25 protein-coding genes are annotated in these 26,351 nt (G+C 30.3%); 18 read left to right on the forward strand and 7 right to left on the reverse strand.

Annotated elements, in window-relative coordinates; genetic code table 11:
- Positions 1-4: 4 nt before the first annotated feature.
- Positions 5-967 carry a M23 family metallopeptidase gene (locus tag MED152_RS07510; RefSeq protein ID WP_015481261.1) on the reverse strand — a complete coding sequence of 321 codons (963 nt, stop codon included), beginning with the start codon at positions 965-967 and terminating at the stop codon, positions 5-7.
- A gap of 160 nt (positions 968-1,127) precedes the next feature.
- Here MED152_RS07510 and alaS point away from each other — a divergent pair, with 160 nt between their 5' ends.
- The 10 genes from alaS (at position 1,128) to MED152_RS07560 (ending at position 13,490) form a co-directional block, all read left to right on the forward strand.
- The gene (gene alaS / locus MED152_RS07515) at positions 1,128-3,749 is read left to right on the forward strand and encodes an alanine--tRNA ligase (RefSeq protein WP_015481262.1); all 2,622 of its coding nucleotides are present in this window, start codon (positions 1,128-1,130) and stop codon (positions 3,747-3,749) included.
- Between the two features lie 75 nt (positions 3,750-3,824).
- Positions 3,825-5,447 carry a DUF1800 family protein gene (locus MED152_RS07520; protein ID WP_015481263.1) on the forward strand — a complete coding sequence of 541 codons (1,623 nt, stop codon included), beginning with the start codon at positions 3,825-3,827 and terminating at the stop codon, positions 5,445-5,447.
- Between the two features lie 3 nt (positions 5,448-5,450).
- The gene (locus MED152_RS07525) at positions 5,451-7,037 is read left to right on the forward strand and encodes a DUF1501 domain-containing protein (RefSeq protein WP_015481264.1); all 1,587 of its coding nucleotides are present in this window, start codon (positions 5,451-5,453) and stop codon (positions 7,035-7,037) included.
- A gap of 36 nt (positions 7,038-7,073) precedes the next feature.
- On the forward strand, positions 7,074-8,024 hold the full coding sequence (locus tag MED152_RS07530) for a GSCFA domain-containing protein (RefSeq protein WP_015481265.1): 951 nt from the start codon (positions 7,074-7,076) through the stop codon (positions 8,022-8,024).
- A 68-nt stretch (positions 8,025-8,092) separates the two neighbouring features.
- Positions 8,093-8,806, forward strand: a complete 714-nt coding sequence (locus tag MED152_RS07535) for a DUF6498-containing protein (RefSeq protein ID WP_015481266.1) — start codon at positions 8,093-8,095, stop codon at positions 8,804-8,806.
- A 76-nt stretch (positions 8,807-8,882) separates the two neighbouring features.
- Positions 8,883-9,974, forward strand: coding sequence for a hypothetical protein (locus MED152_RS07540; RefSeq protein ID WP_015481267.1), 1,092 nt, complete (start codon positions 8,883-8,885; stop codon positions 9,972-9,974).
- Between the two features lies 1 nt (position 9,975).
- Positions 9,976-10,368: a hypothetical protein gene (locus MED152_RS07545; protein ID WP_015481268.1), complete on the forward strand. Its 393-nt coding sequence runs from the start codon at positions 9,976-9,978 to the stop codon at positions 10,366-10,368.
- Positions 10,369-10,415: 47 nt separating this feature from the next.
- Positions 10,416-10,694 carry a hypothetical protein gene (locus MED152_RS07550; protein ID WP_015481269.1) on the forward strand — a complete coding sequence of 93 codons (279 nt, stop codon included), beginning with the start codon at positions 10,416-10,418 and terminating at the stop codon, positions 10,692-10,694.
- A 40-nt stretch (positions 10,695-10,734) separates the two neighbouring features.
- Positions 10,735-12,840 carry a sensor histidine kinase gene (locus MED152_RS13405; RefSeq protein WP_015481270.1) on the forward strand — a complete coding sequence of 702 codons (2,106 nt, stop codon included), beginning with the start codon at positions 10,735-10,737 and terminating at the stop codon, positions 12,838-12,840.
- Positions 12,837-13,490 carry a response regulator transcription factor gene (locus MED152_RS07560; RefSeq protein ID WP_015481271.1) on the forward strand — a complete coding sequence of 218 codons (654 nt, stop codon included), beginning with the start codon at positions 12,837-12,839 and terminating at the stop codon, positions 13,488-13,490. The genes MED152_RS13405 and MED152_RS07560 overlap by 4 nt, the downstream gene beginning before the upstream one ends.
- On the opposite strand, the gene MED152_RS07565 is transcribed toward MED152_RS07560, so the two are convergent.
- Together MED152_RS07565 and MED152_RS07570 are read right to left on the reverse strand one after the other, a co-directional pair.
- Positions 13,487-13,768, reverse strand: coding sequence for a rhodanese-like domain-containing protein (locus MED152_RS07565; RefSeq protein WP_015481272.1), 282 nt, complete (start codon positions 13,766-13,768; stop codon positions 13,487-13,489). The two genes, MED152_RS07560 and MED152_RS07565, sit on opposite strands and share 4 nt — an antisense overlap.
- A 43-nt stretch (positions 13,769-13,811) precedes the next feature.
- Positions 13,812-15,557, reverse strand: coding sequence for an aromatic amino acid hydroxylase (locus MED152_RS07570; RefSeq protein ID WP_015481273.1), 1,746 nt, complete (start codon positions 15,555-15,557; stop codon positions 13,812-13,814).
- A 169-nt stretch (positions 15,558-15,726) separates the two neighbouring features.
- On the opposite strand from MED152_RS07570, the gene MED152_RS07575 reads away from it, so the two are divergent.
- From MED152_RS07575 to MED152_RS07595, 5 genes are all read left to right on the forward strand, one after another.
- Entirely contained in the window at positions 15,727-15,993 is a 267-nt protein-coding gene (locus tag MED152_RS07575; protein ID WP_015481274.1) for a hypothetical protein, read from the forward strand.
- 46 nt (positions 15,994-16,039) lie between these two features.
- Positions 16,040-17,557 carry a 2,3-bisphosphoglycerate-independent phosphoglycerate mutase gene (gpmI, locus tag MED152_RS07580; RefSeq protein ID WP_015481275.1) on the forward strand — a complete coding sequence of 506 codons (1,518 nt, stop codon included), beginning with the start codon at positions 16,040-16,042 and terminating at the stop codon, positions 17,555-17,557.
- Between the two features lie 2 nt (positions 17,558-17,559).
- Positions 17,560-18,171, forward strand: coding sequence for a thioredoxin family protein (locus tag MED152_RS07585; RefSeq protein WP_015481276.1), 612 nt, complete (start codon positions 17,560-17,562; stop codon positions 18,169-18,171).
- Between the two features lie 75 nt (positions 18,172-18,246).
- A complete protein-coding gene (gene map, locus MED152_RS07590; RefSeq protein ID WP_015481277.1) occupies positions 18,247-19,056 on the forward strand; it encodes a type I methionyl aminopeptidase in 810 nt (269 codons plus the stop codon).
- Positions 19,057-19,827, forward strand: a complete 771-nt coding sequence (locus tag MED152_RS07595; RefSeq protein ID WP_015481278.1) for a class I SAM-dependent methyltransferase — start codon at positions 19,057-19,059, stop codon at positions 19,825-19,827.
- Here MED152_RS07595 and MED152_RS07600 read toward each other — a convergent pair whose 3' ends face one another.
- On the reverse strand, positions 19,828-21,147 hold the full coding sequence (locus MED152_RS07600) for a hypothetical protein (protein WP_015481279.1): 1,320 nt from the start codon (positions 21,145-21,147) through the stop codon (positions 19,828-19,830).
- Positions 21,148-21,229: 82 nt separating this feature from the next.
- Positions 21,230-22,216 carry an FAD:protein FMN transferase gene (locus tag MED152_RS07605; RefSeq protein ID WP_148284805.1) on the reverse strand — a complete coding sequence of 329 codons (987 nt, stop codon included), beginning with the start codon at positions 22,214-22,216 and terminating at the stop codon, positions 21,230-21,232.
- 111 nt (positions 22,217-22,327) lie between these two features.
- Here MED152_RS07605 and MED152_RS07610 point away from each other — a divergent pair, with 111 nt between their 5' ends.
- Both MED152_RS07610 and MED152_RS07615 read left to right on the forward strand, forming a co-directional pair.
- Positions 22,328-23,179, forward strand: a complete 852-nt coding sequence (locus tag MED152_RS07610) for an OmpA family protein (protein ID WP_015481281.1) — start codon at positions 22,328-22,330, stop codon at positions 23,177-23,179.
- Positions 23,180-23,264: 85 nt separating this feature from the next.
- A complete protein-coding gene (locus tag MED152_RS07615; RefSeq protein ID WP_015481282.1) occupies positions 23,265-23,753 on the forward strand; it encodes an ATP-binding protein in 489 nt (162 codons plus the stop codon).
- Positions 23,754-23,768: 15 nt separating this feature from the next.
- Here the strand turns inward: MED152_RS07615 and MED152_RS07620 are convergent, their stop codons facing one another.
- Together MED152_RS07620 and MED152_RS07625 are read right to left on the reverse strand one after the other, a co-directional pair.
- A complete protein-coding gene (locus tag MED152_RS07620; RefSeq protein WP_015481283.1) occupies positions 23,769-24,131 on the reverse strand; it encodes a hypothetical protein in 363 nt (120 codons plus the stop codon).
- Positions 24,131-25,483, reverse strand: a complete 1,353-nt coding sequence (locus MED152_RS07625; RefSeq protein ID WP_015481284.1) for a DEAD/DEAH box helicase — start codon at positions 25,481-25,483, stop codon at positions 24,131-24,133. The genes MED152_RS07620 and MED152_RS07625 overlap by 1 nt, the downstream gene beginning before the upstream one ends.
- A 101-nt stretch (positions 25,484-25,584) precedes the next feature.
- On the opposite strand from MED152_RS07625, the gene MED152_RS07630 reads away from it, so the two are divergent.
- On the forward strand, positions 25,585-26,349 hold the full coding sequence (locus MED152_RS07630) for a TatD family hydrolase (protein ID WP_015481285.1): 765 nt from the start codon (positions 25,585-25,587) through the stop codon (positions 26,347-26,349).
- Positions 26,350-26,351: the final 2 nt, after the last annotated feature.

The following is a 26,351-nucleotide window of genomic DNA, read 5'->3' on the forward strand; positions in this document are numbered from 1 at the left end:
TAAATTAATCGTAAGATTGACTTTCTTCTGAGGTTTGCTGCAAGTTTGCAAACTCTTCTAAGGTTAAATCTCCATAATAAAAGTTTATCGGATTTAAAGCCACATCATTTTTATGAACCTCATAATGCAAGTGTGGAGCTACAGATAAACCTGTGTTACCAACATAACCAATTAAGTCTCCTCTTTTTATAGTTTCTCCTCTTTTTACTACCATTTTGCTTAAGTGAGCATAAATGGTTTTATAACCATAACCATGATCTATGTAAATTACTTTACCAAATGTAGAGCTTCTTTGGGCTCTATAGATTTTTCCATTTCCTGAGGCGTAAACAGGTGTGCCTTTTGGAGCTGTAAAATCCATTCCTTTATGAAACTTATTGATTTTTAAAATAGGATGCATTCTCATTTTATACCCAGAAGCCACATAAAAATCACCTTTTTTAACAGGTAAAATAGCTGGTATTGAAGCCAACATTTCTTCCTTTTCTTTTGCTAATGCAACTATTTCATCTAAAGATTTAGATTGCACCACCATTTGTTTAGATAAGATATCAACTTCTTTAGTTAGATTTTTAATTAGTTCAGAATTTTCAAATCCGTCTAAGTTTTTATATCGATTTACACCACCAAAACCTGCTTTTCTTTGTTCTTCAGGTATTGGGTTTGCCTCAAAATAACTTCTATAAATATTATTATCTCGTTCTTGAAGCTGAGATAATATAGAAGCACTTTCTTCTAATCTCTTATTAATTAACTCGTAATGAAACTTTAAGTTTTCTAATTCTCTTTTTTGAGCACGTTCTGAAGGAGAAGTAATTATTTGACTAAAGCCAATAAAACCAATGAACGCAATAAGAATCACACCTAAAAAGCTAAATAATATTTTACGATAATAATCGCTCTTCTTTACAGCAATTTTTCTGTAAGAAAGCGTATCCTCATCATAATAATATTTTACTTTTGCCATATTGTGAAATATACTATTTTTGTGTTTGTATTACAGATTTCTTGGAAAACTTTTCAATACAAGAACTCACAAATTTACGAAATGTTTTACAACTGCTTTTTTAGGGCAGTTATTTTAAAAATATATTAACATAATCCAACTTGTTGGAAACTTCTTTTTTATGAAATCTCAAGATATTCGCGCTACTTTTTTAGACTTTTTTCAGAAAAAATCACACTTGGTAGTTCCTTCTGCACCAATGGTTACAAAAGATGATCCAACATTGATGTTTGTAAATTCTGGAATGGCGCCTTTCAAAGAATATTTTCTTGGGAATGCAACTCCGAAAAAGAATAGAATTACAGATTCGCAAAAATGTTTACGTGTTTCAGGTAAACATAATGATTTAGAAGAAGTTGGGTATGATACCTATCATCATACATTATTTGAAATGTTAGGAAATTGGTCTTTTGGAGATTACTTTAAGAAAGAAGCAATTGCTTGGGCTTGGGAGTTATTGACAGAAGTTTATAAGATCGATAAAGATATTCTTTACGTAACTGTTTTTGAAGGTTCAGAAGATGCAGACCAACTAAACATGGATACTGAAGCCTATGATATTTGGAAAGAATATATAGCTGAAGATAGAATATTAAAAGGAAATAAGAAGGACAATTTTTGGGAAATGGGAGAACAAGGACCTTGTGGACCATGTTCTGAAATTCATGTTGATATTCGTTCTGCAGAAGAAAAAGCAAAGCTTGATGGACGTACTTTAATTAATGAAGACCATCCTCAAGTTGTAGAGATTTGGAACCTTGTTTTTATGCAGTACAATCGTAAAGCAAATGGTACTTTAGAAGAATTACCAAACAAGCATATAGATACTGGAATGGGATTTGAACGTTTATGTATGGTATTACAAAACGTACAATCTAATTATGATACTGATGTTTTTACACCAATTATTAGAGAAATTGGTACAATTACCAACACTTCTTATGGTAAAAATGAAAAACAAGATATTGCAACAAGAGTAATTTCAGATCATGTTAGAGCTGTTGCATTTTCTATAGCAGATGGTCAGTTACCTAGTAATACAGGAGCTGGTTATGTTATTCGTAGAATTTTACGAAGAGCTGTAAGATATGGTTTCACATTCTTAAATAAAAAAGAGCCCTTTATTTATAGGTTAGTATCTATTTTATCAGATAAAATGGGTAAAGCTTTCCCTGAGCTAAAAAGCCAAAAACAATTAATAGAGAATGTAATTAAAGAAGAAGAAACTTCATTCTTAAGAACCTTAGACCAAGGTTTAGTTTTATTAGACGGAATTATCGAAAACTCAAAATCAAAAGAAATTTCTGGAGATAAAGTTTTTGAATTGTATGATACTTTTGGTTTCCCTATAGATTTAACTGCTTTAATTTTATCTGAAAAAGGCTATACTTTAGACGAGAAAGGCTTTGAAGAAGAATTACAAAAGCAAAAAAATAGATCTAGGGCTGCAAGTGAAATGTCTACAGATGATTGGACAATTTTAATTGATGATGCTGTAGAAGAATTTATTGGATATGACTTTTTAGAAGCAAATGTTAAACTAACAAGATATAGAAAAGTAACCTCTAAGAAAGATGGTGAAATGTATCAATTAGTATTTAACTTAACTCCTTTTTATCCAGAAGGTGGAGGTCAAGTAGGTGATAAAGGTTACTTAGAAGATACTCATGGAGATGTGGTATATATTTTAGACACCAAAAAAGAAAACAATGTAATTATACATTTTGCCAAAAACCTCCCACAAAATTTAGATGCAAACTTTAAAGCAGTTGTAGATGAAAAACAACGTTATAGAACCGAATGTAATCATACAGCTACACACCTATTGCATCAAGCATTAAGAGAAGTTTTAGGAACTCATGTAGAGCAAAAAGGCTCTGCTGTTCATTCTAAATACTTACGCTTTGATTTTTCTCACTTTTCTAAGTTAACTACAGAAGAATTACAAGATGTAGAAAACTTTGTCAATGCACGTATTTCTGGTAAATTACCTTTAGAAGAAAGCAGAAACATAACTATGGAAAAAGCAATTGCAGATGGTGCAATGGCTTTATTTGGCGAAAAATATGGTGATACTGTTAGAGCAATTAAATTTGGTAAATCTATAGAACTTTGTGGTGGAACTCACGTAAAAAATACAGGCGATATTTGGCATTTTAAAATAAAATCTGAAGGAGCTGTAGCAGCAGGAATTCGTAGAATTGAAGCTATTACAAATGATGCTGTTAAAGACTTTTATTTTGATAACAACAGAACATTATTTGAAATTAAAGATTTATTAAACAACACAAAAAATCCTGTTAAAGCTGTTCAAAAACTTCAAGACGAAAATACTGAATTACAAAAGCAAGTAGAACAGCTATTAAAAGAAAAGGCGCAAAACCTTTCTGGAGAGATAAAAAATCAACTTCAAGAAATAAACGGAGTTCAATTTTTAGCCACTAAAGTAGATTTAGATGCTAATGGAATAAAGAATTTGGCTTTTAGTTTAGGTAAAGAACATCAAAATTTATTTTTGCTATTTGCTTCTGCTCCAAGTAACGAAAAAGCATTGTTAACTTGTTATATTTCTAAAGAATTAGCAAACGAAAGAGGTTATAATGCAGGAACTGTTGTTAGAGAATTAGGGAAATTAATTCATGGAGGTGGAGGTGGCCAGCCATTTTTTGCTACTGCAGGTGGTAGAAATCCTGGTGGAATTCCTAAAGCTTTAGAAAAAGCGAAAGATTATTTAACAGCCTAATTAAACCTTATTGTAAAGTTAAAGTCTTAATTAATAGTAGATTACTATATATCTATTATTTTATTATCTTTAACTATGGCTTACCTAGATACGTATTCTGGAAATTGGACAGCTGCAGAAGCTAATCATTTATTAAGAAGAGCTTCTTTTGGTTGTTCTCAAGATACCTTAACTGAGGCTTTAGAATTAGGTTTAACTGGCACAATTTCTAAACTTTTTGAAGCTCAGCCAATGCCTGAACCACCATTAAAGTACGAACTTGATGGTACAGAAAGAGACGAAGTTTATGACCCAGAGGTAAATTATGGAGAAACTTGGGTAAATGCAGCTCCATACCCTATTTTACCCACACAACAAGCTACTAATAAAGCTATAAGAGCTAGAAATCGTTCTTTATATGCTTGGACTTTTATTCAAATGCAAGAGTCTGGTATTTCTATCAGAGAAAAGCTTACGCTATTTTGGCACAACCATTTTGTATCTGTAAACACCAATCCTCATAGAGAGTTTTATTACATTAATACGTTAAGAGAAAATGCTTTAGGCAACTTTAAAGAGCTTACCAAAAAAATTACAATAGACCCAAATATGTTGGTTTATTTGAGTGGAAACCAAAACACAAATTCTGCTCCTAACGAAAATTACGCAAGAGAACTTTTAGAACTTTTTACCTTAGGTAAAGGTGCTGCTGTTGGTAATGGAGATTATACAAACTATACAGAGGATGATATTGTAGCCATCGCAAAAATTCTTACAGGGTGGAGAGTTAAAAGTCTACTAGACCCAGATACATTAACTCCGTTTTTCTCAAACTTTAATCATTCAAAAGGCAGTAAAACATTATCTCATAGATTTAATAATGCAGTTATTGAAGAAAATGGAGCGGATGAATATAAAGATTTAATTGATGTAATTTTTCAGCAAGAAGAGTGTTCAAAGTTCATTATTAGACAAATCTATAAATGGTTTGTAAACTCTGAAATTACTGATGATATTGAGGTAAATGTAATTACACCTTTAGCCAAAATCTTAAGGGATAATGATTACGAAATTGCACCTGCATTAAAAGTAATACTAGCTTCAGATCACTTTTTTGAAAGTACATTTTGCATGATAAAAAATCCTATTGATTTAATGTTATCTGTAACAAAATCTTTACTTTTTGATGGGCCATCAACAACTATTAAAGAGCAATATGATTATGCTTTAGTATTATATTCTGCTTGTTTTGATTTGAATCAAGATATTTTTCATCATCCAGATGTTGCTGGGTGGAAAGCCTATTACCAAGCACCATTATTTTACAAAAGTTGGGTAAATAGTTTCTTATTGCCAAAAAGATTAGACTATTGTAGAATTATAGTTACAGGAGGTGATTTGGTTATCGATGATATAACCTATACAATTCCGCCTTTAATTCCGGTTTTAACCATAGTTTCAAAAATAGAAAATGCAACAGATCCTAATGTATTAATAAGATCTTTATCTAATTTGTTATTTAATTACGAAGTTTCAGAAGAACAAATAACAAGTTTAAAAGAATTTTTAATACCTGGTTTACCCGATTTTGAGTGGACAGTAGAATACAGTGAATATCTAGCAGATAGCACTAACATTACCTTAGTAGTTGCTGTAGATAAAAAGCTAAGAAACTTACTTTCTATTATGGTTCAAATGTCTGAATTTCAAATAATGTAGGTTATGAAAAATCAAAAAAAACTTAACAGGAGAGATTTTATTAAGCTAAGTTCTATAGCCTCAGCATCATTACCTATTGCACTGAGTGGTTTTCCTGTATTTGCAAAAGAGAAACCTAATAATTATCAGTTTACAGAAAATAATGAGAATGTTGAGAATGTTCTTGTTTTAATACAACTTCAAGGAGGAAATGATGGTTTAAACACTATTTTTGATTTGAATGAATATGCCAATTTGCAATCAGTTCGTTCAAATATTATAATTCCAGAAAATGAATTGTTAAGTCTAAATGGTTCTACTTACGTGCATCCTTCATTAGAAAAAATGAAAGAAATTTGGGATCAAGAAAAATTAGGAATTATTCAAAATGTGGGTTACCCAAATCAAAATAGATCTCACTTTAGGTCTACTGATATTTGGAACTCTGCATCAGATGCCAATGAATTTGTTGCTTCTGGTTGGTTAGGTCGTTATTTTGATGTCAATCACAGCAGTTTCCCATCAAATTATCCTGATGCCACAAATCCAGATCCATTTGCAATTACAATTGGTAAAGTAGTTTCTGAAACATGCCAAGGTGTAAATTCTAACTTTTCTTTGGCTATTGAAGATCCAGAGAATCCAGGTACAGCACTAGTATCTAACACAAGTACAATACCCAATAATTGTTATGGAGATGCTTTAAGTTTTGTAAACGAAACTATAGCGCAAACCAACGCATATGCAGAAGTTATACAAAATGCAGCAAGTTCTGGCACTAACAAATCTAATAAATATACAGACTCAGACTTATCAGAAAAGTTAAAACAAGTGGCTAAATTAATCGCTGGCGGTTTACAAACAAAAGTTTATGTTGTGCAAATTGGTGGTTTTGATAATCATGATAATCAAGTTGTAGAAAGCGATAAAAAAACAGGCCAACATGCAAGTTTACTACAAGAATTGTCAGAGGCTATGGCTGCTTTTCAAGATGATTTAGAACTTTTAAACATAGATCAAAAAGTATTGGGAATGACCTATTCTGAATTCGGGAGACGTATACGTTCTAATGGAGGTTTAGGTACAGATCATGGTTCTGCTGCACCTTTATTTTTATTCGGAAATTGTGCAAAAAATCAAATTTTAGGTGATGCTCCAGAAATTGATACGCAAGTAGATGATCAAGAAGGTGTGCAAATGCAATTCGATTTCAGAAATATTTATAGCACCATTTTAACAGATTGGTTGGGTGCTACAAAACAAGAATCTGAAACCGTACTTTTTAATAATTTTGAAGCTCTACCTATTTTTAAAGTAAATTGCAATGCTACTTTAACATCAGATACTAGTATTAATAACGACTCTGTTTTTAAGGTGTATCCTAACCCTACTACAGACTTTGTAATTTTTAATTTTACAGGTAGCAATGCCAACACAAAAATTACTTTATACAATGCAATTGGGGCTGTAGTAAAAGTAATTGCTAACACCACTTTTAACGATTCCAATCATACAGTTAAAATTGATTTACAATCCTTACCAAGAGGCAATTATTTTATTCATTATCAAACGAAAGGAAACTCTAAAACCAAAAAATTGTTGAAGTACTAAATTTCGATTAAATTTACTTTTCAAAATAAGTAATTTATGAAATTTCAAACCACGATTCTTTTAGAAAAACAATCTAGAAACCTCATAGATTACAACTCAAAAATTCTATTATTAGGTTCTTGTTTTTCAGAGAATATTGGGCAAAAATTAGATTATTTTAAATTACAAAATTATCAAAATCCTTTTGGTATTTTATTTCATCCAAAAGCTATAGAGCAATTTATAACTGATATTATCAATACAAAAACTTTTACTAAAGATGATTTAATATTTCAGAATGAAAGGTATCATAGTTTTGACGCGCATTCTTCGTTAAGCGAAGTTGATGAGAATATGATTTTAAACAATCTAAATTCTCAAATTATAGCAACTTCTAAATTCTTAAAAAACACTTCTCATTTAGTGATTACTCTAGGTACAGCTTGGGTTTATCGTTTTATTGAGGATGATAAAATTGTGGCTAATTGCCATAAAATTCCCCAGAAAAAATTTTTAAAAGAACTATTAACTATTACTGAGATAAGTGAGAGTTTAGAAGCAATTATTTCTTTAGTAAAAAATGTAAATCCAGATATTAATCTGCTCTTCACAGTATCTCCTGTAAGACATTTAAAAGATGGATTTGTAGAAAATATGCAAAGTAAGAGTCATTTAATTTCTGCCGTTCATGAAGCAATTGACAAAAGAAATAATATTCACTACTTCCCTGCTTATGAGATAATGATGGATGAACTTAGAGATTATAGATTCTATACAGAAGATATGATACACCCTAATCATACAGCAATACAATACATTTGGGAGAAATTTACATTTACTTGGTTTTCTGAAAACACAAAAGCAAGCTTAAAAGAAATTGATACAATTCAAAAAGGAATTGCACACAAACCATTTAATCCTAAAAGCAAAGAACATTTAAAATTTTTGCATAATTTATCGTTAAAACAAGAGCTATTAACTTCTAAATTTCCACATATATCCTTTTAAAATAAGGCATTTGGCGTATTTATAATTATGAATAGTTTTTATTGATTTGTAGTTCTAAAATTTACTGCGTGATTAAGAAGATATTATATCCTACACCTCAAAATGCATTTATCTGGTTAAGTAGCATTTATTTGCTTTTCTTACTATACCTGGGCAAAGCAAATGCCCTTACTATTTTGTTTGCCTACTTTCTAGAAACCATTTTAATAGGCATTTTTAATGCATTAAAAATGGCAACTACAATTTGTTTTGGCAAGTCTAAAACTAAGAATGTTACCTTAATTCTTTTCTTTGCAGTACATTATGGTTTTTTCGTAGCCATACAATCCATATTCGGCTTTGCACTTTTTAGTATGGGCAAAAGTAGCATCATAAAAGAACCCTTTAACCTCATAGAAAATTATACCACAATTTTGCAATTAGAAGACATAAAATATGCCTTACCTGCCATTATTTTTGCGCACTTGGGTAAATTTATTACAGATTATATTGCTCAAAAAAAGTATCTAAAATTTACAACCAAAGAGTTGATGTTTAAACCCTATTTAAGAATTTTTATCCAGCAATTTGTTGTAATTATTTCGTTTTTCTTTATTTTTCTTGATAATGGTGCAGGCTTAATTGCCGCTGTTTTATTAATTGTTTTTCGACTTATTGTCGATTTATTTTTTGAATCTATAAAAGAAAACTCAGCAATTCTAGACTCACTCTCTGTAAAATTAGCCAATGAAAAAGCTACTGCAGATGAAATTAAAAAACAACTAATTTCTTATACCGAATAAAAATATACGTCAAATGGCGTATTGTAAGCGCTTTCCTTTCTTGTGACTTTTGTAGAGTAACTTTAAAACACTAAAAATGAAAAATTTGGCACTTCTTGTATTTGCTTTTTGCATATCTTTTGTAAGTACTGCTCAAAATATTGGAGACTTGAAAATCACATCTAAAAAATATGGGATGAGCACCATGAAAAAAGCACCTAAAAAAATATACATCAACACTTTTAACGTAAACTTTGAGATGTATAAGGAAGCAATAGATTTTAAAGCTGGTGGAAATGGAGGTAGAATTGGTGGCAATACAAGTAATGCAACTGCTAAAGCTGCTGTTGGTTTAGATGGTATTGATGCAAATTTAATGCTTGCAAAAACAAACGAACTTTACAAGAATTTTATTGATAGAATTACGAAAGAAGGTTATGAAATAATAACTTTTGATACTGCAGAAAACACTGGTGTTTTTGAAGGATGGCAAAAGGCCTCAGGGCCTGCTATTGGTGAAAGTATTTCTGGAATTATTAATGTAATTCCTGAAGGTTATACTACTTTCTACAAACGAAAAACTGATAAAGGAGAAGTAAAAAAAGGTTTTTTAGGCGGTATTGGCTTACAATCTAAATTATCTAAAGCGCTAAATGATGCTATTGTTGCAGACGTAAATTTATACGTTATGTTTTCTGAGGAAGGCAGTGATTGGATGAAAGGTAAAGCAGCCAAGGTTAAAATTAAAACCAATTTAAGATTGATAAATAACCATGCCATATCTGTTCCTCAAAAATTGAAAAAGAAAAAAACCACTATGGGTAAGCTATTTGGTTCTGTAAAAATTGCTGGGGCATCAGATACTTATCCTGCAAGTTCAAACATTACTTTTTCTCAAGGTAAATCTGGCTTAGGAACAAAATCTTCTTTTATTGGAACTTTAAAAGGTGACGAAGAAATTGAGGGAGTTATGAAAAAAGAAAAAATTGTAGCCTATCAAAAACAAGGTTCTTTTGTACCTACATCTTTTTCTACCTTTTCTAATTATTTAGATGCAAAAGCAGATCGATTTTCTACTACAACAAAATGGATTCCTGTAGATGCCACAAAATTTGCAAACGGATTCTATAACGCTTGTAACACATTTTTAAACAAACAGTTAGACGCTTTATTTTCTAAGTTAAACTAAGATGAAAGCATTACAACTTTTATTGTGTCTTATTGTTTTTTTGTTACTTTTTAGTTGCTCTGAATATGGCAAAAAATTACAATATGATAAAACAGAAGTTTACTATACAGATTTAGTTGAAAAAGAGGAAGCAGAAAAGTTGGGCGATTTTTTAGTATCATCAAAATTTGCAGGTGAAAACGAAAAATCGGTTCAACTTTCTAAAAATAAAGAAAACAATCATTATCCATTTAGAATGGTAACTACCACAGATGCTGCAGAAAGTGAAACCTATGAAGCTATATTTAAAATGTATGCTCAACAATTATCTGATTCTGTCTTTAACAAACAACCTTTAGACTTTCATGTTTGTGATAATACTTTTCAAACGCTAAAGGTCATCACTTTCAAATAAAAAACACTATCTATAGTAGCTTTAAAAACAACTTAAAACACCTATAAATGCAAGGATATCCCCCAATTTTAATTTTTATAATCATTGCATTTATGGTGTTATTGATTGTTTTTTTATCCAATTCTTATTATCAATTAAAGAGAAGAGAGCATACTAAAATTAAAATTTTAATGAAGACCATTTTAGAGGAAAATAACGCAACTTTATTATTAGAACATGAAAATAGTTCTCTTAAGGTGGTGATGCAATCAATTAAATTGAAGCTAAAAATAGTGAATGTAAACCTTCTAAATATTCAATTTTCGCTTTTAGAAATCTTACATTAAATTGTTTTTTTTAACTTGGTTACCTGATTTACTTTTACTTATGAAAAAGACCTTACTCGTATTTGCCCTATTATTAATGGCAAATACCTCTATTTTATTAGCTCAAAACAATACTATAAATAGTTTAAAAACTTCACTCACATTAGCTAAAACCAAAAAACAAAAAGCGGCTACTTACTTACTTTTAATCGATAATTATTTTAGCTCTAACAAGGATTCTGCAGAATTCTATTTAAAAAGAACCTTACAATTTACAGAATCAGAACCTACACTTCAAGTAAGTTACATTAGTGCCATTTTAAAGTATGCACAACTATTTATTGTTAAAGGAGATTATAAAGAATCAGAAAAATATTATAATAAAGCTTGGGCAATTTTAAAAGACAACTACAATTACGAGTTATACTCTAAATATTATGGAGATTTTGGTGTTTTGCATTTTTATAAAGGCGATTTTAAAGGTGCTTTAAACAATTTTTCTAAAGCATTAGAATTGGCTGAAAAAGAGCAAATAGACGAGGATCAACTACGCTTTTTAAATAATAAAGCATTAGCTATGTCTTATTTAGGAGAAGCTGAAGCTTCTTTAGACGTTCATAAAAAAGCCATTTTTTTAGCTGAAAAGTTAAACGATTCTACAGCACTTGGTAAATCTTTTAACAACATTGGTTTAATTTACGAGGACATGAAAGAGTACAATAAAGCTTTAGAGTTTTATTTAAATGCATTAGAAATTAAAAAGAATGGAACCAGCCAAATAGATGTTGCAAATAGTTTATACAACGTGGCTGGTATGTATAAAGAAATTGGTGAAAAAGAAAATGATACCTCTTTGTATATGAAAGCAGAAAATTACTACCAGCAGTCTTTAGAGTTAGGTGGTAAAATTAATTACGGAAAAATTATTTTATATACTAAAACAGGGCTAGCTCAATTGGCAACAGCTAGAAATAAACCCAAAAAAGCTATTGAAATTTATAAAACAGTTATTCCAGAAGCAACAAATTCGAATGACAATCAAACTTTAAGGTTAACCTATTTAAATCTTGGTGTTAATTATTTAAAGATTAATCAATTGAATACAGCAGAAAACTATTTATTACAAGCAAAACCTTTAATAGAATCTTCGAATAAACCTTCAGATAAGGCTAAATTGTATAAAAATTTATCAAAATTATATGCAGATAAAAATCAATTTAAAGTTGCATATGAGTTTTTTGAACAACAATACAATTTAGAGCAAGAATTGTCTAAAAACTCGTTACAAAATAAAATTTCTGATTTTGAAATTAAATACGAAACTGCTAAAAAAGAGAAAGAAATTGCAGAGCAAAAAGAACAGTTATTAGCACAAGAACTTGATATAAAAAACAGAAATTTATATGCTCTTTTGCTTAGTTCTGCTTTAATTATTTTAGGTATAATCTTTTTCGCTATCTACAAAAGAAATCAGCTTAAAAGAAATCAACTGCAAAAAGAAATCGATTTAAAAGATGCACTTGCTACCATAAAAACTCAAAACAGATTGCAAGAACAGCGCCTTAGAATTTCTAGAGATTTGCACGATAATATTGGCTCTCAACTCACCTTTATAATTTCTTCTATAGACAATTTAAAATATGTGTCTAAAGATGCAAATGAAAAACTGAAAGAAAAACTATCTAATATAAGCACATTTACAGGAGATACCATTCATCAACTAAGAGACACAATTTGGGCAATGAATAAAAGTACTATTTCTGTAGAGGATTTACACTCTAGAATATTATCATTTATAGAAAAGGCAAAAGTTTCTGTACCAAATATCGATTTTAATATCTCTTATGATATTGATGCAAATAAAAGTTTTCCTTCTATAGTAGGCATGAACGTTTTTAGAGTAATTCAAGAAGCCATTAATAACGCTTTAAAATATGCAGAAGCATCTAAAATAAATGTAGAACTTGCCAAAAAGGAAGCTCATTTTTTAATTAAAGTTTCTGATAATGGTAAAGGTTTTAATTTAAAAACTGTAGAACTTGGCAATGGTTTAAGCAATATGGAAAAAAGAATGAGCGAAATCAATGGCTCTGTAATTATAAATTCTGAACTTAAACAGGGAACAGAAATCATTTTAAAAATTGCTTTAGAAAACAAAATAACATGAGTTTAAAAATTTGTATTGCAGAAGATAATTACTTTTTAACCAAAGCCATTAAAGAAAAATTGTCATTTTTTGATGATATTTCTGTAAAGTATCATGCAAATAATGGTGCTGAACTTATTGGTAAATTAGAGGAGAACCATAACATAGATGTTGTTTTAATGGATATACAAATGCCAGAAATGGATGGTATTAAAGCAACAGGATTGGTAAAGAATAAATACCCTCAAATAAAAGTTATTATGCTAACAGTGGTAGATGATGATGAGTATATTTTTAACGCCATCAAAGCAGGTGCGAATGGCTATTTATTAAAAGAAATTGATGCAGAAAATCTCTACAAAAGCATTATAGAAGTTACAGAAGGTGGTGCACCAATGTCACCAAGTATTGCCTTAAAAACTTTAAACCTATTAAGAAACCCAACAATAGCAACTGAAAAAATAGAAGAATCTGATACTATTAAATTAACAAAAAGAGAAACCGAAATTTTAATACAGTTAAGTAAAGGCTTAAACTATAATAGTATTTCTGATAACTTAATAATATCACCTTCTACTGTTCGTAAACATATAGAAAACATTTACAAAAAATTACAGGTTCACAGTAAAATGGAAGCTGTAATGAAAGCTCAAAAAAGAAATTTGATTTAGTCTTCTAAATGTTGTGCTACGTTTTGCCAAGGGCCACCATTAATTACATCTAGTCCGTTTTGTTTTAAGAACTGAGTAGCTTGTCCACTTCTACCTCCACTTCTACAAACAGCAATAATTGGTTTTTCCCAAGCCTTTATTTGATCTAATTCTGTAGGAATCAAGTTTAATACAATATGTTTTGCAGCTCGTATATGGCCTTCATCCCATTCCATTTGTGTTCTCACATCTAATATTACTGCATCTTTTCCTAAATAATTTTTGATTTCATCACTCATATCTTTCCTTTTAAAAATGTCAAATAAACCCACGTTATTTTGTTTAAAGTTGATGCAAATTTAAACCATTTTCAATAAGGCTAGTGTAACTTTTGTTACTTTTTAGTGATTGTAGCGTCTCTAAAATTGAACTTTTTATGGCATAATTATTAGCTAAAGCCAACTCATAAAGTTCTAAATGCAAGAGCCAATCATTAGGATAATTATTTTTTAAATCAGTATAAATAGCAGTTATTTTTTCTTCGGAAACTGTTGCTTCTTCACGCATTTTTCTAACTGATGAATAAAGAGTATACAACTGTTTTTCAGCATTTGTATAAACAATTTTATGCGTTTTTGTTTCTGAAACTTTGCCCAAACCATCATAAGAATCTACATCTGCAGGCCCTGCATAAGCAGATACAATTGAAGAACCAACAGCCATATCATATAAACCCCATTCAGGTTTAAATAATACCTCATCTTTGTAAGTAACAGTACATTCATCAAAAGTAATTATTAGTATTTTACCTCTTAAATCTCTTGTTCCTGTAATTGCTCTACCTTTTAAAACAATACCACTTTCGAACTCTAAGGTCATGAATTCACCTTCATAAATGCCATAAGCTTTTAAATCTCTTGGACTCATGTCTTCAATAGGCAAATTAATTCCTTTTAACTTACCTATTGGGCTACCAAATCCATTTTGATGTACAGCTGTACCATGCCCAATTAATTCTTTATCTCTATTAGCCAAAGCTGTTGCTCCCTTTGTTTGAAAGTAAGCTACTTTATTGTTTTTAAATTGAATAACTTTATCAAAAACACCCGAAATTTGAATACCAGTAGTTAATTCAATCGTTCCTAAATTTTGTGAATCTATTAATTTTTGCACACCATTTAAGCCTCCTTTTCTCAGAGCCATTGTATTTGCAAATTCGTCTAAAACTAAACTTAAATAAGCAAAATCTGGAGTTACAAATAATTGTGGTTGTGGTTTTGTAATATCAAAATTTTTAGTGGCAGCTTCTATAGAATATTTTACCTTTTTAACTTTGTCTTGCATGCACCAAGCACTTTCACCTATAGATGATAATAAACCTGCTCCATAAATTTTTGGATTCTCTAAAGTGCCAATCAAACCATATTCTACTGTCCACCAATGTAAATTTCGAATCATAGCCATTTCAGACAATTCACCCATATTGTCTTGCAGCCAAGCTACTTTTTCTTCAGCCTCTTGAATTTGTTTCTCTGTAGAGTTTGGATTCTCTTTTAAAATAGATAAAAGTCGAATAGCTTCGTACATTTCGTGATCTTTAGCAGATGAAATGGCTTTACTACCAATTTCTCCAAAACGTCTTAAATACTCAGAATACTCTGGGTTTGCAATAATTGGTGCATGACCTGCAGCTTCGTGAATAATATCTGGTGCAGGTGTGTATTCTATGTGGTTTATGGTTCGCATATCTGATGCAATCACTAAAACATTGTAAGCTTGAAACTCCATAAACGCATTTGGTGGTATAAAACCATCTACAGAAACAGCTGCCCAGCCAATTTCTTTTAAGATTCTGTTCATACCTTCCATTCTAGGAATGATTTCTGTTGAAATACCTGTTTTTTCTAAACCTGGAATGTAAGATCTGTGAGCTACTTTACTTAAATAATCTACATTCATGCGCATTACATACCTCCAAACTGCTTGGTTTTGTGGTGTGTATTCCTCATAAGGTTGCTTAACAACAAACTTGTGTAAATGTTTTGGTAACTTCTTAGTTACAGCATTCATTTCAAAGTGTGAATCCATTAAAAAAATCTCATATAATTTACCTTGTAAAATTACGATTTTTACAATTAATCTATGTTTTATTTCATGTTAAAAATTGATTTGAAAACGATTGGTAAAATAAATTACGATATTACTAATTGTAACAAAATCAATAAAATACCTACATATCTATAAAAGAGATACAATTATGGGTTTTGGAGGTTCTGCAGCAGCAATGATTACTAGTTTAAAAAATAACAAGAGAAATCGTGTGTCTGCTTTAGAAAAACTTAAAAACCATAAAAAAGGAAACGCAATTCAGGTTAAGTTTGATAAAAAAGCCAATAAAATTCAACTTAAACAAATTAGAGAAAAACTACAGGCAGAAAACAAGCGTAAACTAAGAAGAAATATCATTCTTTTTGTCTTGGGAATCCTTATTATCATTTACGCTATCGGTTTCGTAAAATTTTAAGTTACTCTCTAAAATCTTTCTTATTTTTACGTTATAAATCAATAACATGAACAAGAAAGTAATCTTAATGATTCTAGATGGTTGGGGTATTACACAAGACCCAAAAGTTTCTGCCATTTACAATGCGAACACACCTTATATTAACGCTTTATATGACAAATATCCTCATGCAGAATTAAGAACTGATGGAGAACATGTGGGTTTACCTGAAGGACAAATGGGAAATTCAGAAGTTGGACATATGAATTTAGGTGCTGGTAGAATTGTATATCAAAACTTAGCTAGAATAAACAAAGCTGTTCAAGAAAATACTTTAGGTCAAGAAAAAGTGTTGTTAGATACCTTTAAATACGCCAAAGAAAACCATAAAAATGTGCATTTATTAGGTTTAGTTTCTAATGGAGGTATTCATGCTCATATTAATCATTTAAAAGGAATTTTAGATGTTGCCAAAGAAAATAAGGTAGATAATGTTTTTCTACATGCTTTTACAGATGGTAGAGATTGTGACCCAAAATCTGGTGCTTATTTTATAAATGATATTCAAGAATATATGGCAAATAGTACAGGGCAATTGGCTACTGTTACTGGGCGTTATTATGCCATGGATAGAGACAATAGATGGGAAAGAGTTAGTGAAGCATATCATGGAGTTGTGAATGGTACAGGTACCAAAACTACTGATGTAATTGCAACCATTAAGCAGAATTATCAAGATGGTTTAACTGATGAATTTCACAAACCAATTATTGTTACCAATGAAGATGGCACACCAAAAACAACCATTAAAGAAGGTGATGCTGTAATTTTCTTCAATTACAGAACAGACAGAGGTAGAGAGTTAACAAATGCGCTTTCTCAAACAGATTTTCCTGAATTTAATATGAAAAAACTAGATTTATATTATACAACAATGACCTTGTATGATGAATCTTTTACCAACATTAACGTAATTTACAATAACGATAATATTAAAAACACTTTAGGTGAAGTTTTAGCCAATGCTGGTAAAAAACAAATTAGAATTGCTGAAACAGAGAAATATCCTCATGTTACTTTCTTCTTTTCAGGTGGCCAAGAAGCACCTTTTGAAGGCGAATCTAGAATATTAAGAAATTCTCCTAAAGTAGCAACTTATGATTTAAAACCAGAAATGTCTGCTTATGAATTAAAAGATGCACTTTGCGAAGATTTAGAAAAAGGTGACGCAGATTTTGTTTGTTTAAACTTTGCAAATGGTGATATGGTTGGGCATACAGGTATTATGGAAGCTGCCATTAAAGCGTGTGAAGCTGTAGATGAATGTGCGAAAGCCGTTATTGATACTGGCTTAAAAAATGGTTATACAACCCTTTTAATTGCAGATCATGGAAACTGTGAAACTATGATGAATCCTGATGGATCACCTCATACAGCACATACCACAAATCCAGTTCCTTTTATTCTAATAGACGATGAAATTAAATCGATAAAAAGTGGTATTTTAGGTGATGTTGCACCTACTATTTTAGAATTAATTGGAGTAGAACAACCAAAAGAAATGACTCAAAAATCGCTTTTATAACTATGAAAAACATATCAATACTATTTTTTACAATACTACTTTCTGCATGTAATGCAAATAAAACTGCAGTTGAGAACAATACAGAAATTGAAGAAAAAATTGAAGTTGTAGAAGTTAAGGAGGTTGTTAGACAAAAAGCACCAGCAGCAAATGCTACAAAAAATGATAGAGATTATTTAATTGGTATTGCAAACAGAGAAATGTTTAATGAGAACTCTTACAACTACTGGTTTAATGATAGGTACAAAGAGTACAATACAGACAAAGAATTAATAGCAAAGTTAAAACCAATTATTAACGATTTTACCATTAAAGGTTTTATGGGTACTTGGTGTGGAGATAGTAAAAGAGAAACACCTCGTTTTTATAAAATTTTAGATGAAACAGACTTTGATCAAGAATATTTTGAACTAATAACTGTTGGCCGAAACAAAAAAACACCAAACAATTTACAAGAAGGTTTTAATATTATAAGAGTACCTACTTTTATTTTTTATAAAGATGGTAAAGAAGTTGGGCGTTTTGTAGAGTACCCTAGAGAATCTTTAGAAAAAGATATTCTAAAAATTCTTACAGGAGAACCTTACAAACACTCTTATGATAGAAGTAAATAAACAGTACTACTCTTAAGTACTAAGCATCCAAAAATCCTAATAATTGTAGTAACTTTGCGTTTCAATTTTTTTAAGATGATTAAGATTAAAACCAGAGAAGAAATAGAAATTATGCGCGAAAGTGCGTTAGTCGTTTCTAGAACATTAGGTATGCTTGCTAAAGAAGTTAAACCTGGTGTATCTACTTTATTTTTAGATAAACTTGCAGAAGATTTTATAAGAGAACAAGGTGCTATTCCTGGATTTTTAGGTTTGTACGATTTTCCAAACACACTATGCATGAGTCCAAACTCGCAAGTAGTTCACGGTTTTCCTACAAAAGAGCCTTTAAAAGAAGGTGATATTATCTCAATTGATTGTGGTGCTTTAAAAAATGATTTTTATGGTGATCACGCTTACACTTTTGCTGTAGGTGAAATTGATGCAGATACTAAAAAACTTTTAGATGTAACCAGAGAAAGTTTATATGTTGGTATTAGAGAATTTAAAGCAGGGAACAGAGTTGGTGATGTTGGTTTTGCTATTCAAAATTTTACTGAAAAGCATGGTTATGGAGTGGTTAGAGAACTTGTTGGTCATGGTTTAGGACGAAAAATGCATGAAGATCCAGAAATGCCAAATTATGGTAAAAGAGGAAGAGGTAAAAAGTTTACAGAAGGTATGGTTGTAGCCATTGAACCTATGATAAATATGGGAACTCAAAAAATTAGACAACACTCAGATGGTTGGACAATTACTACCTTAGACAATAAACCATCTGCTCATTTTGAGCACGATGTTGCTATAGTTAATGGTAAACCAGAGCTATTGTCTACTTTCAAATATGTACATGAAGCTTTAGGTATAGAAACTAACGAAGAAGATGAATTTAGACAAAATTTATAAGTGTCTTTTTTCAAATCCATATTAAATACCATACCAAGACCTTTTTTAATAAAAGCAAGTTATGTAGTTAGACCTCTAATTGGTTTGTATTTGAAGGGCGATAAGTTTACAGACCCAATAGATGGTAAATCTTTTCGCAAATTTTTACCTTATGGTTATGGTAAACAACGCGAAAATGCACTTTCTCCCTCTACATTATCTTTAGAAAGACATAGATTAATGTGGCTATTTTTAAAGGATGAAACTAAGTTTTTCAAATCAAAAGAAAAGCTAAAAGTTTTACATATAGCACCTGAACAATGCTTCTTAGACATTTTCAGAAATCAAGATAATTTAGAGTACATCACATCAGATTTAGAAAGCCCTATTGCAGATGTTAAGGCAGATATTTGCGATTTACCTTTTAAGGATAATGAGTTTGATGTTGTTTTTTGTAATCATGTCTTAGAACATATACCTGATGATACAAAAGCAATGCAAGAATTGTTTCGTGTTTTAAAAAATGGTGGATTTGGAATTTTCCAAATACCTCAAGATTTAAGCAGGGCAATTACCTTTGAAGATAATTCGATTACAGATAAAAAACAACGAGCAGAAATTTTTGGGCAATATGATCATGTTCGTGTTTATGGTAGAGATTATTTTAATAAGCTTAGAAAAATTGGCTTTAGGGTTGATGAGGTAGATTATACAAAAAAAATCGCTCCAGAAAAACTAGAACGATTTTGTTTAATGAAAGGAGAAATACTCCCTGTTTGTTATAAAAACTAATTATTTACCTGAATTTTGTCTTAGAAAATCTGCCATTTTTGGCAACTTCTCTTGGCCTTTAATAATCATATTATCTCTCAAAATCTGATACGCACCAGAATTTAATTTTCTTACTTTAGAATCTCCACCATAAACTGCAGTTTCGCTTTTGGCATCAGATACTTTTGTTCCATTTTGATTTACCCAAACAGTTTTGTTATTTTTCAATGCTTGGTATTTATTTTGATAGAAATATCCTAAGTAACCAAAATCAGAAGAAGCATCTATTAAATTACCATCAATAGAACACAAATAGTATTGTAATTTATAATCTTCTACAGAATATAGAGGATGAACTCCACCTCCTAAATGACCTCCAAATACATACCATTCTTTATCAACCTTAACCTCACCATCTTTGTTGTATTTATCAATTACATCTGCCTTTTTTAAATCTTTTAGTAAATCTTCTTGGTTTGCTACTCTTACAAACTTTTTTGAGCTTACATCATACACCAATGGCTCTTTAACGTTGTTTGGATAAGTTACAATGCGCCCATTTCCTCTTGGCAACATAACCATACCATAATTTGTAGACAAAGTACTAAAGTCAGAAACAGCTGGTAACATTGTACCTACTTTACTTGAACTGTCGTAAGCAAATATTTTTGTTGGCTTATCCTTCTTATTTTTAAAAACAAAATAACCATCAAACTGAAGTGCATCTGCATATTTACCAGTATTTATAATCGTTTCTCCCAAATCATTAATCAACCCATAAGAACCATCAAGTTCTATTAACGCAAAACCATTTTTATTAAACTTGTAAAGGCTATCTACTTTAATTGCTAAGCTTTCAGATTGTTTAGACCAAGTTGCTTTTAAAGAATCTATTCTTCTAATTTCTTTCTCTTTTCGAAGTTTTTCTTCATTTTCAGCCTTAATTTCATTAGAAACTTCTTCAATAGTTTCTCTAATTAAAACGTATTCTTCTGTATTCTCAATATATTCTTCAGAACCTTTGTTCTTTGCTAAAAGAAAATACTGTTTCGAATAATCTTGAGCAATTTGTAAATAATTTAATTGCTCTTCTAGCGTATTTTGTTTGTGGTGTACTTCGTAATGAATTTTAGAACCTAAGTGTGCAATTTTACGATCTGTTATGGTATCTGTAAACTTCATTGCTTTATTAAAGTAAGTTAGAGCAGTTTCGTAATCAACACTCGTTTCTATAGCTTCTTTTGCTCTTTTTAAATAAACATTTGCTATTTCCTTATTTGATTGACTATAAGACACTACAAAAGATAGCAAAAAAGCTAGGGTGAATAATTTAATTTTCATGGCGTTCAATTAATTTATGTAATTATTTTTTTGGTATGAGCAAGATAGTAAAAATAACAAACTAAAAATGAACAAAATATACCTAATTGTGGGTATTTGTAGAGTATTCATTCAAATTTCCATCTTTGTCAGAAAATAGTAAAATAACCTCTATATTTTTATAATCTTCTAAAAAAGCTTTGGTCTTTTCTAAACCCATTGCCATAAAAGCAGTTGCATAAGCATCTACGTCTGCACAATCTAAAGGTGCAATTACAGAAGCACTTAACAAATTACTTTCGGTTGCTAAACCTGTTTTTGGGTTTATGGTGTGCACGTATTTTTTACCATCGTCTGTAACTTTAAACTTTCTGTAATTACCAGAAGTGGCCATAGATTTCCCTGAAAGGTTTATAGTTTTATAACCTGTATTTACATCTACAGGATTCACCAACTGTATTAACCATGGTTTACCATTCTTCTTGACACCTTCTGCTCTTATTTCTCCACCAATTTCAACCATATAATTTTTGATGTTTTTAGATTCTAAAAATCTTGCAATAACATCTATTCCAAAACCTTTTGCTATAGAATTAAAATCTAAATAAACTTTAGGGTCGTCTTTAACAATTACTTGATTTTTAAGACTAACCTTATCTAAACCAACGTATTTAAGTTCTTCATTTATGACCTCTTCAGTAATATCTAACAATTCTTTTTCTGGGCCAAAACCGTAGACATTTACTAAATTACCTACAGTTGGGTCAAAAAAGCCATCTGTTTGCTTATAAATGATTTTAGATTTTTCTAAAACTTCCTTAAAAATAGCATCTACTTTAACATTTTTTTCACCTCTGTTAATTCTTGAAATATCAGAATCTGGAATGTAAGTAGAAACTGAATTATTCACTACCTCAAACAAACTATCTATCTCTTTTTGATAGTTTTTATCTGCCTCTAAATAGGTGATTTTATAGGTGGTACCAAAGACACCTCCTTTTAAGGTATAGTCTTTTTTTTCTACATTTTTAGCGCAAGAAACAAGCAGAAATAAAACCAAAAAACGACTTAATACAATTCGAAATGACATAGATAAAAATTTAGAAACAAAAATAGGATATAAAATTTTCATAAAATACATGCATTGTTACTATTTATTTAACGATTTTGTTAAATTTGTCTGAGAATATATAATTTATAAATGATGAAAAAATTAACAGCGGTAGTAGTTTTATTTACTTTTTTTATGACTTCTTGTGTTTCAAAAAAAGAGTTTGTAGCCTTACAAGAAGAGCATGCACAGGCTAAAGACGAATTATTAAAAGTAGAAACTAGTTTACAAAAATGTTTAATTGAGAAAGAAAAACAAGACACTAAAGTTTTTGCATTGTCTGAGCAGGTAAAATATTTGCAAGAAGATAAAAAGACAGCTTTAAAACAAGTAGAAAACTTAACAGTTTTAACTCAATCTTCATCTGATAACATTAAAAATGTAATTTCACAATTAAGTGAAAAAGACAAATACATCAATGGAGTTAGAAAAGCAATGACTCAAAAAGATTCTTTAAATCTTGCAATTAAATACCACTTAACTAGAAATTTAGCTGATGGTATACAAGATAAAGATATTGAGGTGAACGTAGAGAAAACAGTTGTTTTCATTTCTATATCAGACAAGTTATTGTTTAAAAGCGGAAGCTATAATGTAACTGAAAATGCTTACACAGTTTTAGATAAAATTGCTAAGGTTATTAAAGATCAACCTAAAATGGAAGTTATGATTGAAGGTCATACAGATACCACACCTATTAAAAGAGATTTAATTCAAGATAACTGGGATTTATCTGCTTTAAGAGCAACTTCGATTACAAGAATTTTACAATACAAATTTGGTGTTAAACCAGAACGTTTAATTGCAGCTGGTAGAAGTCAGTACATTCCTTTAGCACCTAATGATACTGCAGAAAACAAAGCAAAAAACAGAAGAACAAAAATTATTATTATGCCTAAATTAAATCAATTCTTTGATTTATTAGAGCAAGATTCTGAATAATTCTTCAGTTTAAATTTTATAAAAAACCAACTCTGATGAGTTGGTTTTTTATTTTTAATCAAACAACAAACTTAATAAGATTTCAATGATACATTTAATTGTAGGAAATACAGGTTCAGGCAAAACAACCTATTCAAATGCATTAAAACAAAAAATAAATGGCATTGTTTTTTCTATAGATTATTGGAACAAAACCTTGTTTTTAAAAGATAAAAATATAGAGGATGGTTTAGATTGGTTTCTTGAAAGAATTGATAGAGCTGAAGATGTAATCTTAAATTTAGTGCATCAGTTAGAAAATACTAAAACAGATTCTATTTTAGATTTGGGCTTATCAAAAGTAGAACATCGAGAAAAATTTAGAAAGTTTGCAACCCAAAATGGTTACGATCTTAAAATTCATTTTTTAGACATTTCAAAAGAAAAAAGACTTGAGAGAGTTTTACATAGAAATAAAAATAAAGGTGCTACTTATCAATTTGAAGTAACTCAAGAAAATTTTGATTTTATGGAGACTTGGTTTGAAAAACCGAATCAAGAAGAAATGGTAAATGGAATAACTATTACTAATTAAAATGTAAATTTATACTTACAACAACTTTAAAAAATCATCAAAAGCCACATAATAAGGCTGATCTTTAAAAACAGGATTTTCTACACTTTCTGCATTTGCAATACCTACACCTGCATACCACACCTTTGCATTTTGCTTTTTTGCGTGGTTTAAAAATGTTTCCATCCAGATTGTATCATATTCATTAGGGTTCTGCAAATTATTAGTTGCTTTTACCAAAACAAAAATAGTAGGTTCTCCTTTTTTAAAAAGTACAAATTGTGGATGTCTTTTTAACTGACTGTTTATAGCTTGAAATTCATAGCCCATTTTTGTAAGCTTCTCACCCACAATATTCATGGCTAAATTATGCAATTCTTGAGCGGTTAAAATCTGCATTACTTCTTTTTATTTCGTCTGTTGTAATTTTTATCACCTCTTGTTTTAGGCTTTTTATATTTTTTGGCAATTTCTCTTCTGTAAGAACCACCTAAATTTACTTTACTGTTCTTTTCACTTTTTTCATGAAAAGCTGGGCCAGGCACATACTCTAGACCTGTTCTGTTTTTAGATTGTTCTCTATCTTCTTTTGGGCGTTCATCTTCTGTTAACTGCGTAGAGATTTCTATTTCTTCTGGTAATTCTAAAAGAGGAATTTTATAATCCATTAAAGCTTCTATTTCCTCTTTTGCTTCTTGCTCTTTTGCAGTAGATAATAAAATAGTTTTACCCGCTTTTTCAGCCCTACCTGTTCTACCAATTCTATGCATGTAGTTTTCAGGGAAATCTGGTGTATCAAAATTAATAACATGACTTACATTATCAAAATCTAAACCACGAGCCATAACATCTGTAGCCACCAAAATTCTGTTATTACCTTCATCAAACTGACGAATTGAACGTATTCTATAATTCTGAGTTTTATTGGAATGTATTACACAAGTTTCACTACCAAAAACTTCTTCTAAATGCTTAAACAAATAATCTGCAGTTCTTTTAAAACCCACAAAAATCAACACTTTATTATAAGTTTCTTTATCGCTTAAAAGGTGATTTAGCAAATTAACTTTGGTAAAAAAGTTAGGTACATTATAAGAGATTTGTTCAATATTATTTAAAGGTGTACCACTTACTGCAATTGATATTTTTTCAGGATTTTTAAAGAAATCGTAAATTAATTCATCCACATCTTCTGTCATGGTTGCAGAAAATAATACATTTTGCCTTCTTTCAGGTAGAATATCAAAAATGTTCATTAGTTGAAAACGGAATCCCAAATCTAGCATTACATCAACCTCATCTATCACCAATTTTTGAATTGATTTTAGCTTTAAAGCATTGCTTAACCCAAGGTCATATAAACGTCCAGGAGTTGCCACAATAATATCTTGACCTTGCAAAATGGCCTGTTTTTGTGTATTAATGTTGGTACCACCATAAACCCCTAAAACACGAGTATTAATGTATTTAGATAACTTTTCTATTTCATCTACAACTTGCACTACCAATTCACGAGTTGGCACCAAAACCAAAACTCTTGGATGTTTCTGCTTAGAGAATTTTAAATCGCGTAAAATTGGCATCATATAAGCAAAGGTTTTACCTGTACCTGTTTGTGCAATTCCTACTACATCTTTTCCAGATCTCACTACAGAGAATGCTTGCTCTTGAATAGGTGTTGGGTTTTCGAAACCTAAATCTTCAATAGCATATTGTAGCTGATTAGATAAGTCTAATTCTTTAAAAGTCATATTATGAAATTTGTGCAAAGATACAGTTTATAAATAGCAATTCTTTTGATTTTATACGCATGAATATTCTTAATTTTGTTGATGAAAATTATTCACATTTCATGATTACAGATACACATACGCATTTATACTCAGAACAATTTGATGAGGATAGAAAAGCAATGATTCAACGTGCTAAAGATGCAGGCGTTTCTCGATTTTTTATTCCTGCTATAGATTCTAGTTACACAAACAGAATGTTAACTTTAGAAGAAGAAAATCCTGAAGATGTATTTTTAATGATGGGGCTTCACCCAACTTCTGTTAAGGAAAATTATCTTGAAGAATTGGCACACATAAAAGAGTGGATTGATAAAAAAAGCTTTTATGCCATTGGTGAAATTGGTATTGATTTGTATTGGGATACCACTTTTTTAAAACAACAACTAGAGGCGTTTAGAACTCAAATTAAATGGGCAAAATCTCAAAAACTACCCATTGTTATTCATTGTAGAGATGCTTTTGACGAAATTTTTGAGGTATTAGAATCTGAAAAAGGAGATGATTTAAGAGGTATTTTTCACTGCTTTACAGGTAATTTAGAACAAGCCAAGCAAGCTATTTCTTACAATATGAAATTAGGTATTGGCGGAGTTGCAACTTTTAAAAATGGCAAAATTGATAAATTCTTAAACGAAATAGATTTAAAGCATATTGTTTTAGAAACAGATGCACCTTATTTAGCACCTAAACCTTTTAGAGGTAAAAGAAATGAAAGCGCATACATAACCAATGTAGTTGATAAGTTAGTAGATATTTACCAAGTATCGTATCAAAAAATTGCACAAATTACCACTCAAAATTCTAAAGACGTTTTTGGAGTCTAAGT

Source organism: Polaribacter sp. MED152 (assembly GCF_000152945.2).
GTDB lineage: Bacteria > Bacteroidota > Bacteroidia > Flavobacteriales > Flavobacteriaceae > Polaribacter.